Genomic DNA, 13,150 nt, shown 5'->3' with positions numbered 1-13,150 from the left:
ACGAGGGGACTTCTTGAATATCGCAAGCCTTGTCGGCGCGGCCTACTGGAGGCGATGGGGCCTGGCTCGGGAAAGGACGAAAAAAAGGACCAGCATGGCCAGGGGACCCAGGATGTCGGTGTAGAAGATCACGCCGGCATTGTTGGGGGCGAAATTGCCGGCCCGCATGGAGGCGATGTGGCCGGCCGCCGCGCCGAGCAGGAAGACGCACTGGCCAACGGCCGCCCCGAACCAGTAGCCCGGCCGGAAGAAGGGGACCAGAATGCCGGCCAGGCCGAAGCCGAAATTGGCCATGCCCACCTCGAACTGGAAGGGGCTCGGGGCCCAGCCGATGGAGGCGGCGATCCTGTCGGCGAAAAAGACATGGCCGATCCCGCCCCAGATGCCGCCCACGCCGACGAAGAAAAAGACCAGGTATTTGAGCGCGTAGGCCAGACGTTCGTGGCCGCGCAGGCCTTTTTTCGCGGCCATGAGCAGGCCGAAGAGCGGTCCGAGGACGAGCAGCAGGCCGCTGCCATAGTCGGGCAGGGCCGAAGCGGCGAAAAAGGCGACAAGCGCGGTCAGAAAGGCGGCAAGTAGTTCCATGGCGGGCTCCTTGTCTTGGGATTGGCGACCTGGATCGCTCTTGCCCTTGTGCCTCGATTTCGCTTCGGCGCGCAAGCAATCTCCCCCTTCATCTCCCAAAACAAAAAACGGGTCCCGCGCTGCCACGCGAAACCCGTTTCCGTTCCTCCCCCTTGTGGGGGGACCGGGGGGCCCTCGGCCACCCGGTGGGGGTGCGGGGGCAACGCCCCCGCATCTCTTTCTTCTCTTCCTATTCTTATCCCTTGCCGCAGGCGCAGCCCGTGCCGGCGCTCGCGCCGGCCGTGGGCGGCAGGGGATTTTGCAGGTGCGCGTCCAGGGCGGCGATGACCGACTCCAGGGTGCAGTGGGTCATGACGTCGCCGTTGATCTGGACGGTGGGGCCTTCGGCGCACTTTTCGTGGCAAAACGAGGCCCGCACGTCCACGGCATTGGTAAGGCCCTGTTCGGCGATATGCCCGAGCAGGCCGGTCAGGATGTCCTGGGCGCCGCGCAGGTGGCAGCTCGTGCCGAGGCACACCTGGACGCGCAGGCGCGGCTCGCCCGCGCCGTCGAGGATCACGAGGGTCTCGTCGGCGATGCGCCGCCGGCTCTGGTAGCCGGTGTGCAGCAGCTCGTGGGCCTTGTGGCCGCCCACGTCGCCGAGGAACTTGGCATAGCACTGGTTGACGAAGACGTTGTCCTGGGCCTTGTGGAGCTGGCGGCCCTTGTCGGATCTGTAGAGCCCCTGGGCCCGGCGCTTGCGGGCGGCCAGGTCGAGGTTGACCGGCTGGCCCGCGCCGCCGACGCAGCCGCCGGGGCAGGCCATGACCTCGATGAGGTCGTAGTCGCAGGTCCCGGCCTTGATCTTCTCGCAGACCACCCGGGCGTTGGCCAGGCCGTAGACCACGGCCAGATGCAGGGTGTTGCCGCCGACTTCCACATTGACCTCGCGCAGGCCCGATTCGCCGCGCACGTCGTTGAAATCGGTGTCGTAGAGGGTCTGGCCGGTGATCTTTTCGGAGGCATAGCGCAGCACCGCCTCGGTGACGCCGCCGGTGGTGCCGAAGATCACGCCCGCGCCCGTGCCGAAGCCGTAGGGCATGTCGCGGGACTGGGGCTCGAGGTCGTTGAAGCGCAGCCCGGCCTGCTCGATCATGCGGGCCAGTTCCTGGGTGGTCAGCACGTTGTCCACGTCCGGGGAGCCGTCCTTGGCGAATTCCGGCCGGCGCGCCTCGAACTTCTTGGCCGTGCAGGGCATGACCGAGACGATGGCCAGCTTCTTGCGCGGGATGCCGAGCTGCTCGGGCAGCATTTCCTTGACCAGGGAGCCGAACATCTGCTGGGGCGAACGGCAGGAGGAGAGGTTCGGGAGCAGTTCGGGATAGTACTGCTCGGCGAACTGGACCCAGCCGGGGCAGCAGGAGGTGAACTGGGGCAGCTTTTCGCCGGCGGCCTTTCTGGCCAGGAACTCCTCGGCCTCCTCGATGACGGTGAGGTCGGCGGCGAAGGTGGTGTCGTAGACCTGGTCGAAGCCGATGGTCTTCATGGCCGCGACCATGCGGCCCATGATCGGGTCGCCGGGGGCGGCGCCAAAGCACTCGCCGAGGCCCACGCGAACGGCCGGGGCGATCTGGGCCACTACGGTCACGTCCGGGTCGGCCAGGAGGTTCCAGACGTCCTCGATCTCGGACTTGGGGGTCAACGCGCCGGTCGGGCACACGCTCGAGCACTGGCCGCAGTTGACGCACTCCACATTGGCCAGCCCCTTGCCGAAGGCCGGCAGCACGGCGGTCTTATGTCCCCGGAAGGCGAAGCCGATGGCCCCGATGCCCTGGATCTCCGAGCACATGCGCACGCAGTCGCCGCACAGCACGCACTTGTTGGGGTCGCGCACCAGCGACGGCGAGGAGACGTCCACGGGCACGGGCTCCTGCACGGGCTTGAAGCGGACCTGGGACACGCCGAGCTTGCGGGCGATTTCCTGGAGCTTGCAGGCCCCGTTGCGAAAGCAGGTGGGGCAGCTCTGGTTGTGGTTGGCTAAAAGCAGCTCCACGGCGATCTTGCGGATCTCGCGCAGCTCCTTGGTGTGGATGCGGATCTCCATGCCCGGTTCCGGCGGGGTGGAGCAGGCGCCCATGATGCCCCGGTTTTTGACTTCCACCAGGCACAGGCGGCAGGCGCCGTAGACTGAGAGCTCGGAGTGGTAGCAAAAGGTCGGCAGGTCGATCCCCACCTTGCGGATCAGCTCGAGCAGGTTGCGTTCCCCTTCGATGGGGACGACCTTGCCGTCAATGGTAACGCTTTGTTCAACAGACTTGGCCATGGCTAGATTCCCTCCACCGCGCCGAACTTGCAGGCCGCCGCGCACGCGCCGCACTTGACGCAAAGCCCCTCGTCGATGCGGTGGGGCTGTTTTTTCTCGCCCATGATGGCGCCGACCGGACAGGCCTTGACGCACAACCGGCAGCCCTTGCAGATGGCCGGGTTGATGGTCGGGCGGGCCAGGGCCTTGCAGCGCCCGGCCCGGCAGCGCTTCTCAAAGACGTGCTCCTCGTATTCCTTCCGGAAGTGCTTGAGGGTCGAGAGCACCGGGTTCGGCGCGGTCTTGCCGAGACCGCACAGGGAGCCGATCTGCACGGCGTGGCCGAGGGTCTCCAGAAGCTCCAGGGTTTCGGCCGTGCCCCGGCCTTCGATGACGTCGTCGAGCAGGGCCAGCAGCTGTTTGGTGCCCTCGCGGCACAGCACGCACTTGCCGCAGGACTCGCGCTGGGTGAATTCCATGAAGAAGCGGGCGACCGAGACCATGCAGGTCTTCTGGTTCATGACGACGAGCCCGCCGGAGCCGACCATGGCCCCGACCGAGCGCAGGGAATCGAAATCGAGCGGCAGGTCGAGCAGTTCCGGGGTCAGGCAGCCGCCCGAAGGGCCGCCGATCTGCACGGCCTTGAACCCGGCCTTGTCGATCAGGCCCCGGTCGTCGGTGACGCCGCCGCCGATGTTTATCACCACCTCGCGCAGGGTCGCGCCGAAGGGAACCTCGATCAGCCCGGTGTTGCAGACGTGGCCGGTCAGGGCAAAGGTCTTGGTGCCCGGGGAGGTTTCGGTGCCAAGCGAGCGATAAGCCTCGACGCCAAGGCCGATGATGCGGGGCACCTGGGCCAGGGTCTCGACGTTGTTGATGATGGTGGGCTTGCGCCACAGGCCCTTTTGGGCCGGGAAGGGCGGTTTGGGGGCGGGCATGCCGCGCCGGCCCTCGATGGAGGCCATGAGCGCGGTTTCCTCGCCGCAGACGAACGCGCCGGCCCCTTCCATGACTTCCAGGCGGAAGGACTGGCCCGAGCCGAAGACGTCGTCGCCCAGGTACCCGGCGGCCTCGGCCTCGGCCACGGCGTGGCGCATGCGCTTCACGGCCAGGGGATATTCGGCGCGCACGTAGATGTAGCCTTCGTCGGCCCCGATGCCCCGGGCGGCGATCATCATGCCCTCGATGACGCAGTGGGGGTTGCCCTCCATGACGGAGCGGTCCATGAACGCGCCCGGATCGCCCTCGTCGCCGTTGCAGATGACGTACTTTTTCGGGTTGTCCTGGATGCGGGCGGCCTCCCACTTGCGGCCGGTGGGGAACCCGCCGCCGCCCCGGCCGCGCAGCCCGGAGGCGCTGATCATGTCGCACACGGCCTTGCCGTCCATCTCGGTAAAGGCCTTGCGGGCCGCGCCGTAGCCGCCGTGGGCCACGTATTCGCGGATCTCGTCGGGGTCGATGAAGCCGCATTCCTTCAGCACATAGCGGGACTGGCGCTGGTAGAAGGGAATCTGCTCGGGCCCGAGGCAGCGCTTTTTGGTGCGGGGCTCGACATAGAGCAGGCGCTCGACGGGCTCGCCCTTTATAAGTGTCAGGCTCACGATGTCGGGCACGTCTTCCACGGCGACCCTGGTGTAGAGGATGTTCTCGGGCAGGATGGTGACCAGCGGCCCCATCTGGCAAAAGCCCTGGCAGCCGCTGTGGGACAGGCGCACGCCGTCGCCGTGGCCTTCGGGCTTGAATTCCAGCACCACGTCGAGGCCGGCCTCGGCCATTTGTGTTTCCAGGGCGGCGAGGACCTTTTTCGAGCCGTTGGCCACGCAACCGGTGCCGGCGCAGACGATGACGCGGCGCTGTCCGGCGACGGCCTGGGAGACGGCGGCCGGCGCGACGCTGGTGGATTCCTGGTTCGGGCCTTCCATTACTGCAACTCCTTGGCGCGGATGGAATCAATGAGCGAAACGGCCCGCTGCGGGGTCATCTGGCCGTAGACGTCCTCGTTTATGACCATGACCGGGGCCAGGCCGCAGGCGCCGAGACAGGCCACGGTCTCCACGGTGAAAAGCATGTCCGGCGTGGTGGTCTTTTCCTCGGAGAGGGAAAGGCGCTCGCGCAGGGCCTCGAGGATGGGGATGGAATGCTTGACGTGGCAGGCGGTGCCGTCGCACAGCCGCACGATGTATTTGCCCTTGGGCGTAAGCGCGAAGTGGGCGTAAAAGGTGGCCACGCCGAAGACGTTGGCCTCGGGGATGCGCAGCGAGGTCGCGACGTAGGAGAGCACTTCCTCGGGGAGGTAGCGGTACTCTTCCTGCAACGCCTGTAAAATGGGGACGAGTCGGGCCGGGTGGCGTCCGTAATGGTCGAGGATGCCGCACAGCTTCTGGAATTTGGCGGTTTCCGCCAGCGACGCGGCCAACTTGGGCTCCATCTGATGCTCTCCTTTACGACTGCAAGCGTGGATGGGAGGTTTCGTGCCGGGGTTCGCCATGTCGGCCGGCGTCCGGGCGCCCGCGCGGGCCGGGAGGAAGAGCCGGTTGGGGCAGGTGGAGGCACCCCCGAACCTGTGCCGCCACCTGCCGTATCGCCATGCCGGCCGGGGCGCTGTGGCTCTCGGCCGGCGATGCATCGTGAGATCGAGCGCGATTATGGGATCGCTTTTTCGGTGCATGTCGCCGGGTGGATGCGGCTTTGGAGCAAGATGCATGCAACGCGGGGCGCAAGCGTCAGATGAATTTGGTAATGCTTTTATAATATTGGATAAAATTGGGTGTCGACGAGAAGGGCGGAAAGAGGGGCAGGCTTGAAAGCGTGATAGTGTTGCATATTTGCAACTGATATGTTGCAATATGAAACGATTTGTGCAAATCTGCGTGAGGCGATTTCGCCACAATGTTGCAGTATTGCATCTCATGTTGCTATTTTGCATCAAACTACCGCCGCGCGCATCCCTGGCTCCCCGGGCCCGTTTGCGCTACAAGGCCGCAACCCCATTCTCAGGAGCCCGCCATGATCAAGCACATCGTCATGTGGACCCTCAAGGACCAGGCCGAAGGCCGCGACAAGGCCGCCAACGCCGCCGAAATGCAGTCCCGACTGCTCGCCCTCAAAGGCAAACTGCCCCAGGCCGTGGAGCTGGAAGTCGCCGTCGGCGCGGAAATCTTCGCCGCCGTGCCCGAAACGGACGTGGTGCTCTCTTCCTCCTTCCGGACCAAGGAGGACTTGCAGACCTACGCCGTGCACCCGCTGCACCTCGAGGTCGTGGACTTCATCAAGAAGGTCGTGTCCGAACGCCGCGTCGTCGATTACGAGGTGTAGGAAGGAGAGGGGGAGAAGAGGATGCGAGAGGGGAAACCCTTTAAGAAAAGGGTTCTCCCCTCTCGCGCTCTCCCTTTCCTAAATTTTTTAATGGGTAACTTTCCTTTTTCAGGACGCGCGTCTTGGGAAACATCCGGGGAAAGACTCCTGTGAAGGAGGCAGTCTCCGGCCTAGCCATACTGGAAACAACGATGACCGATCCCTGTCCCTGCGGGTCCGGCCTCTCCTTCGAGGCCTGTTGCGGCCCCTATCTCGACGGCAAGCCCGCGCCCACGGCCGAGGCGCTCATGCGCTCGCGCTACACCGCCTACGCCCGAAACGACATGGCCCACCTCGAGCGCACCCTGGGCTCGCGCCAGCGGGCGGCCTTCCGCCCGGCCGAGACACTGGCCTGGAGCGTCGACGTGGTCTGGACCGGGTTGACCGTTCTGGCCACCCTGGATGGCGGTCCGGACGACGACACGGGAGTGGTGGAATTTTCCGCCGCCTTCGAAAAGGCCGGCGAACCCATGACCCTGCACGAACGCAGCCGGTTCAAGAAAAAAAACGGCTGCTGGCTCTACGTGGATGGCCGCCCCGGAAGCACGGACCCGGCCCCCGCCCCGGCCGCGCCCAAGGTCGGGCGCAACGATTCCTGTCCCTGCGGCAGCGGCAAGAAGTACAAGCGCTGCTGCGGCCGCTGACGCCATCGTGCGCACCACCGCCGCCCTGACCTTCGCCCACAAGCTTTTGGCCCGGACCCTTGGCCCGGGCCGCGTGGCCGTGGACGCCACGGCCGGCAACGGCAACGACGCCCTGGCCCTGGCCGGGCTGGTCGCCCCGGATGGGGTGGTGCACTGCTTCGACATCCAGGCCGAGGCCCTGGAACATACCCGCGAGCGCCTCGAAGCGGCCGGCCTCGGCCACCTCGCCCGCTACCACGCCGCCGGACACGAGGACATGCTTGCGCGCCTGCCCGGGGCGCACCACGGCCACGTGGCGGCAATGGTCTTCAACCTCGGCTTTTTGCCCGGCGGCGACGCCGCCGTGGTCACGCGTCCCGAAACGACCCTGGCCGCGCTTGACGCGGCGACCGCCGTGCTGGCCCCGGACGGCGGCATCGCCGTGGTCTGCTACACCGGCCATCCCGGCGGCGCGGCCGAGGCGGCGGCGGTCGCCGCCTGGTGCGCGGGCCTTCCCTTCGATGCCTGGCGTGCCGCGCGCTACGAACTGGTCAACAAGCCGGGCAGTCCCATCATCGCCTTTTTTGTCGAACGTCGTGCCTAGGCCCCAAAAAACGGAATGCGTTCGTCGGGAATTGAGGTGCATTCGCCTTTAGTATAGAATTGCGGCTTGTTGCGACATGGTGCGCTGTGTTTATGGTGGATTTGGCGCAATGCCGTCCTTGCCGCGTACCCGGCATTGCGAAATGCCTTGCATGGTGGTATGGTTTTAGAATCCAGTCCCATCGGCTGTTCCTTGCTGTGGCCATGAACAGGGCAACAGGGCATCTTTTTGGAAAAGCGTTCTCTTTTCAATTCGTGATGTGTTCGGCCTTGGCGGAGTATTTCTTTTGAAATTGGCAGAGATGGTTTACGGGCAAGAGAGGAATGATATGCAACTGAAGTCGATTCAAGCAAAAATACTACTGCTGGCGGGGGGATGTTTGCTGGCGACCGCCGCGGCGCTTGTCGGCTACAATCTGTATTCTGCGGGAAAAACGCAGGTGCTGGTGTCGAAACGCGTCGGGGATCTGCTGGAGTCGGAGGCGAAACGCAATCTGACTATGCTGGCCGCCAATCAGGCGTCCATTATCCAAAGCGCCCTGGAGAACAACCTCGTCACCGCCCGGACCATGGCCAAGGTGTTCGAAGTCGTACGGGAGGATGTGGGCCGCATATCCGCCAAGGAAGGCGTCCAGAACCCGGTGCGCAATATCCTCAACGACATTTTGCACCGGGTCCTCGAGAATAATCCCAATTTTCTGGGTGCCTATTCGGCCTGGGAGCCGGACGCCCTGGATGGCCGGGACAAGGAATTCGCCGGCAAGGCCGACGAAGGCTACGACGAGACCGGCCGGTTCATTCCCTACTGGAATCGTGACGTCAACGGGAAGATCGCCCGCCAGGCGCTGGTCGATTATGAAAACCGTGAACTCAACGACAATGGCGTGGGCAAGGGCGCCTGGTACCAGCAGTCACGCGAGAGGAAAAAGGAAATCGTCCTCGACCCGCTGCCCTACATCATCCAGGGCAAGAAGGACTGGCTGGCCACGATCAATGCGCCCATCCTGGAAAACGGCAAGTATCTCGGCCTGGCCGGCACGGACCTGCGGCTCAACTTCATGCAGGAACTGGCCAAGAAGGTCGACGCCAGCCTTTACGAGAGCCGGGGCGACGTGGCCATCATCAGTTACGCCGGGCTGGTGGTCGCCAGCAGCGAGCATCCCGAGGCTATCGGCCAGCCCCTCAAAACTATTTCCAAGGAATGGGAAGTCATCGTCAAGGAGGTCAGGGCCGGCAAGCCCCTGATCGACGTGAGCCCGGCCACGGGAGTGTACCGGGCCCTGGCCCCCATTACCCTGGGCCGCACCGATCGTCCGTGGGCCGTGCTCATCCGAGTCCATCCGGATATCGTTTTGGCCCAGAGCCGGGAGCTCGATGCCGCCCTGATCGGGCTCAATCGTGAAAGCGCCATGTGGCAGGTGGGCGTGGGCCTCGGCGTCACGGTGCTGGCCCTTGGCGTATTGTGGGTGTTTGCGGCCGGGCTGGTCCGGCCCTTGCGGCAGGCGGCGACCTTTGCCGGCAAGGTGGCCGAAGGGGATTTTTCCCAGACCCTGGCCGTCGATCAGGTCGACGAAACGGGGGTTTTGGCCAAGGCGCTGACGCGCATGGTCGATAACCTCAAGGGGATGATCGCCCAGGCCGAGGACAAGAGCCGTGAGGCCGCGGCCGAGGCCGAACGCGCCCGGCAGGCGGTGGCCGAAGCCGACGAGGCCCGACGGCAGGGCGCCATGGCCGAGCGCCAGGGCAAGCTCAATGCCGCGGCCCTCGTCGAGGACGTGGCCAAGGCGGTGGCCCAGGCCTCGATGGACCTTTCCTCGCAAATCGACCAGTCCAAGGAAGGGGCGGACTTGCAACGCCGCCATACCGGGGAGACCGCCACGGCCATGGAGGAGATGAACGCCACCGTGCTCGAGGTGGCCAGGAACGCCTCCGAGGCCGCCGAGGGCTCGGGACAGGCCCGGGACAAGGCCAAGGCCGGGGCCGATGTGGTGCAGCAGGTGATCGCGGCCATAAACGGTGTCCAGGCGCAGGCCTCGTCCCTGCGTACCAATATGGACGAACTCGGCAAACAGGCCGAAGGCATCGGCAACATCATCAGCGTGATTTCCGATATCGCCGACCAGACCAACCTGCTGGCCCTCAATGCGGCCATCGAGGCTGCCCGGGCCGGCGAGGCCGGGCGCGGTTTCGCCGTTGTGGCCGATGAAGTCCGCAAGCTCGCGGAAAAGACCATGACCGCGACGAGCGAGGTGGGCAACGCCATCCGGGCCATCCAGACCGGCGCGCGTTCCAGCGTCGAGGGTGCGGAGGGCGCTGCCCGGGCCGTGGATCAGGCCACGGATCTGGCCGGCCGGTCCGGCAGCATGCTCGAGGAGATCGTGTCCATCGTCGATGCCTCGGCCGACCAGGTGCGCTCTATCGCCACGGCGTCGGAACAGCAGTCGGCGGCCAGCGAACAGATCAACCGGGCCGTGGACGACATCAACAAGATATCCGAGGAAACGGCCGACGCCATGGCCAAGGCGGCCGCTTCCGTGGAAGAGCTCACCAGTCAGGCCGATAATCTGACCCGCCTCGTGGAGACGCTCAAGGCGGAGTAGGGGGCCTGGGGAAAGAACCCTTCCCCCTCTGTTGGCCCAGGCGTATTGACGGGCAAGACAAAACGGCCCGTCCCCGATTCGGGGGCGGGCCGTTTTTTTCAGGGAGGCGTGCGCGGCGTGGAGGCGCGCATCCGTTCCGGCAGCCTCGTGGCCCTGGATACCGGCCGCGCCCTGGGGAGGATCACGACAAGGGCCTTGTCGCCATTTCGATTTCCCCGCTTGGGGCGCCAATAAAAAAGGGGCCAGGAATGTCTCCTGGCCCCTTTGCTTGCGGGGATGTTCGCTGGAAGCCTTTTGGCCTACCAGCGACCGCCGCGACCGCCGCCGCCGCCGGAGCGGGGCTTGTCCTCGGCTTCGTTGACCTTCAGATTGCGGCCGCCGAACTCTTTGCCGTCCATGCCCTGGATGGCCGCCCGGGCGCCTTCCTCGTCCATCTCGACAAAGCCGAAACCGCGAAGGCGGCCGGTTTCCCTGTCGGTGATGAGGTTGACGCTGATGACTTCGCCGAACGTGGCGAACTGGGTGCGGATGTCATCCTCGGTGGAATTGAAAGAGAGATTTCCGACGTAAAGTTTCTTAGACAAGGGCTTTTGCTCCCGTTTTTGGCATTTTTTTTCGTATTGCTTGGAGCTGTTCACCGGGAGACGCCCAAGATCCAAAAAAAAGTTTGCTCGTTTGAATGGCTATTTTTCAAATATACGCATGGGCTGAAGAATGTAAAGGTAAACCGCCATAAAATTTAAAAAATAGCGTGGGCGTGTTTTACAGTGGTATTTGGGACTGTTGCGAAGCGCGTTTTGCTTTCCGGGGGAGCGGCGTAAATGAATCATGGTGGGAGCGTCCCGAGTGTGCTAGCAGGAAGGCACAATGAAAAATGTCCTCATGCTGAATCCGCCGTTGCCCCTGTCGTTTTGGAGCTTTCGCGAAACCCTGGCCATGACTGGAAAAAAGGCTCTCCTGCCGCCCTTGGGGCTGCTGACCGTGGCCGCCCTGTTGCCCAGGGACTGGAACATCCGGCTGGTTGATCTGAACGTTCGACCTTTGATCGAGTCCGACTGGGACGGGATCGATCTGTTGCTCGTCACAGGCATGCTGGTGCAGCGCGAAAGCCTGCTGGATCTTCTTGCCGAGGCCAAGGCCCGAGGCGTCGCCACGGCTGCCGGCGGTGCCTACCCCACCACCTCGCCCAAGGAAGTGCTGGACGCGGGCTGCGACTTTCTCATCCTGGGCGAAGGGGAAACCACCATCCCGGAAATGGTTGCCGCGATGGCGGCCGGCCGGACCAGCGGCACGTTCGCGTGCGAAGACAAGCCCGCCCTGGCCACATCGCCCCCACCCCGCTACGACCTCATTGCCCCGGGCGATTATGAATCCATGTCTGTCCAGACCTCCAGGGGGTGTCCTTTCGCCTGCGAATTCTGCGACATCGTGAGCTTGTTCGGCCGGGTCCAGCGCCACAAGACGCCGGATCAGGTCCTCGGCGAACTGGAGGCCATTCGCCGGCTCGGCTTTCGGGGCACGGTGTTCGTGGCCGACGACAACTTCATCGGCAACCGTTCCCGGACCGTGGCCCTCCTTGAGCGCATCATCGAATGGCAGACCAGGCATGGCGAGCCGTTTGATTTCATCACCCAGGCCTCGGTTAATCTGGGCCAGGACATCCCGCTGATCGACCTGCTTACCGCCGCTAATTTCTCCTATGTCTTCGTCGGCATCGAATCCCCGGACGACGACGTTCTGACCGCCGCGCACAAGCACCAGAACGTGCGCAACCCGCTGCTCGATTCCCTGCGCGCCATAAACGCCAACGGCCTCAGCGTCATCGGCAGCTTCATCCTTGGCATGGACGGCGAGAAGGCCGGAGCCGGAGAGCGCATGCGGGCCTTCGCCGAAGCGGCGGATTTGCCCTGGGTCATGGTCAACGTCCTGCGCGCCCTTCCCCACACCGCCCTGTGGGACAGACTCAAGGCGGAAGGCCGGCTGTACGACGGCATCGCGGAAAGCGGCTGGGACTCCCTGACCAATTTCACCCCCCAGCGGCCCATCGACGAGATCTTCGCCGAACAGGTCTCGGCCCTAAACGCCCTTTACGCTCCGGGGGCCTACCTTGGGCGGGCGCTTCGGGCCACGCTTGCCATGCGCCCGACCCGGGCCTCCATGCCAGGGGCCGCACCCAAAGCCAACGCCGACCCCGCTCTGGCCATACCCCAAAAAAACCGCAGCCCTGACTTCACGCCTCTTTTGCGCCTGATCTGGAGGCAGGGGGTGACAGGGGAGGCGCGCGGGCAGTTTTGGCGGCAACTGGCCATCGTCGCCCGGCGCAATCCCAGCCGTTTGCGGCGCTATATCGTCCTTTGCGGCATGGGGGAAAACCTTTTTTCCTTCGTGCGCAATATCCGGGAGCAGGCCGAGACGAGGCGATGCGCCTCATCCTAATTGTGCCGAGGATGGTCCTCGATGCGATCGGGCCCGCCTCTCCTCCCACCTCCCCAAATATCGCTTCCGCCCAGCCTGTCGGCTTCGGCCTCCAGCTTGCGCGCGTCCACGGCGTCGTCAGGGATGAGCGGCACGAGTTCTTCCCCTCTCTGCCGGGGCATCCCGGCAGAAAGCCATGGGCGGGCGGCCTCATGGGCGCGGCGTGTCATCCGTAGCGTGCCCCACGGCTTTTCCCGCTTCGTTTTTTTGAGCAGGGCGGTGATGAGCTCCTTTGAAGAAGCGGGGACAAGGCGGTGGGCAGGATGGAAACGCGCGGGCGAGCGCGGCAGGGTAGGGCAGGGTAGGGTGGACTTCCCCGGGCCGCTTTTCATCCTGGCGGGCCTGGGCTATTTTGACCGCAATGCATTTCCCCTCATTTGCAAAGAGGGGAGTGCGTGGGGGAGAAATCTATGGCGCAGACAAAAGAAAAAAGGGCCAGCTTTGCAGCGGACCCTTTGATTTCTATGGTGCCGAGGGACAGAATCGAACTGCCGACACGGGGATTTTCAGTCCCCTGCTCTACCGACTGAGCTACCTCGGCGCGGCGAGAGACGGTATTTATCCCACGCCCTTGGGCTTGGCAACCCTTTTTTTGAGGAAATCCCATGTTGCGAAGCGATTTCATTTTT

General features: G+C 64.5%; 10 protein-coding genes and 1 tRNA gene. 5 read left to right on the top strand and 6 right to left on the bottom strand.

Features of this window, described 5'->3' with window-relative positions:
• Window positions 1–42 precede the first annotated feature (42 nt).
• From K9F62_00960 to K9F62_00945, 4 genes are all read right to left on the bottom strand, one after another.
• Complete coding sequence (locus tag K9F62_00960; GenBank protein ID UJX41301.1) at window positions 43–585, bottom strand: hypothetical protein; 543 nt, start codon at window positions 583–585, stop codon at window positions 43–45.
• A 235-nt stretch (window positions 586–820) separates the two neighbouring features.
• Window positions 821–2,887 carry a [FeFe] hydrogenase, group A gene (locus K9F62_00955; protein ID UJX41300.1) on the bottom strand — a complete coding sequence of 689 codons (2,067 nt, stop codon included), beginning with the start codon at window positions 2,885–2,887 and terminating at the stop codon, window positions 821–823.
• Window positions 2,888–2,889: 2 nt separating this feature from the next.
• Window positions 2,890–4,788: a 4Fe-4S binding protein gene (locus K9F62_00950; GenBank protein ID UJX41299.1), complete on the bottom strand. Its 1,899-nt coding sequence runs from the start codon at window positions 4,786–4,788 to the stop codon at window positions 2,890–2,892.
• Window positions 4,788–5,294, bottom strand: a complete 507-nt coding sequence (locus tag K9F62_00945; protein ID UJX41298.1) for an NAD(P)H-dependent oxidoreductase subunit E — start codon at window positions 5,292–5,294, stop codon at window positions 4,788–4,790. The genes K9F62_00950 and K9F62_00945 overlap by 1 nt, the downstream gene beginning before the upstream one ends.
• Before the next feature lie 578 nt (window positions 5,295–5,872).
• On the opposite strand from K9F62_00945, the gene K9F62_00940 reads away from it, so the two are divergent.
• The 4 genes from K9F62_00940 (at window position 5,873) to K9F62_00925 (ending at window position 10,046) form a co-directional block, all read left to right on the top strand.
• Window positions 5,873–6,181, top strand: coding sequence for a Dabb family protein (locus K9F62_00940; GenBank protein ID UJX41297.1), 309 nt, complete (start codon window positions 5,873–5,875; stop codon window positions 6,179–6,181).
• Between the two features lie 191 nt (window positions 6,182–6,372).
• The gene (locus K9F62_00935) at window positions 6,373–6,864 is read left to right on the top strand and encodes an SEC-C domain-containing protein (protein ID UJX41296.1); all 492 of its coding nucleotides are present in this window, start codon (window positions 6,373–6,375) and stop codon (window positions 6,862–6,864) included.
• Window positions 6,865–6,871: 7 nt separating this feature from the next.
• On the top strand, window positions 6,872–7,447 hold the full coding sequence (locus K9F62_00930; GenBank protein UJX41295.1) for an rRNA methyltransferase: 576 nt from the start codon (window positions 6,872–6,874) through the stop codon (window positions 7,445–7,447).
• Window positions 7,448–7,775: 328 nt separating this feature from the next.
• A complete protein-coding gene (locus K9F62_00925) occupies window positions 7,776–10,046 on the top strand; it encodes a HAMP domain-containing protein (GenBank protein UJX41294.1) in 2,271 nt (756 codons plus the stop codon).
• Between the two features lie 299 nt (window positions 10,047–10,345).
• Here K9F62_00925 and K9F62_00920 read toward each other — a convergent pair whose 3' ends face one another.
• Window positions 10,346–10,630, bottom strand: a complete 285-nt coding sequence (locus K9F62_00920; GenBank protein ID UJX41293.1) for an RNA-binding protein — start codon at window positions 10,628–10,630, stop codon at window positions 10,346–10,348.
• A 283-nt stretch (window positions 10,631–10,913) separates the two neighbouring features.
• Here K9F62_00920 and K9F62_00915 point away from each other — a divergent pair, with 283 nt between their 5' ends.
• Window positions 10,914–12,482 carry a B12-binding domain-containing radical SAM protein gene (locus tag K9F62_00915; GenBank protein UJX41292.1) on the top strand — a complete coding sequence of 523 codons (1,569 nt, stop codon included), beginning with the start codon at window positions 10,914–10,916 and terminating at the stop codon, window positions 12,480–12,482.
• 504 nt (window positions 12,483–12,986) lie between these two features.
• Here the strand turns inward: K9F62_00915 and K9F62_00910 are convergent.
• Window positions 12,987–13,062: transfer RNA gene (locus K9F62_00910), tRNA-Phe, on the bottom strand.
• Window positions 13,063–13,150 lie beyond the last annotated feature (88 nt).

The organism is Desulfovibrio sp. JY (genome assembly GCA_021730285.1).
Taxonomy (GTDB): Bacteria; Desulfobacterota; Desulfovibrionia; order Desulfovibrionales; family Desulfovibrionaceae; genus Solidesulfovibrio.
This window is presented reverse-complemented; position numbering and strand designations above follow the sequence as displayed.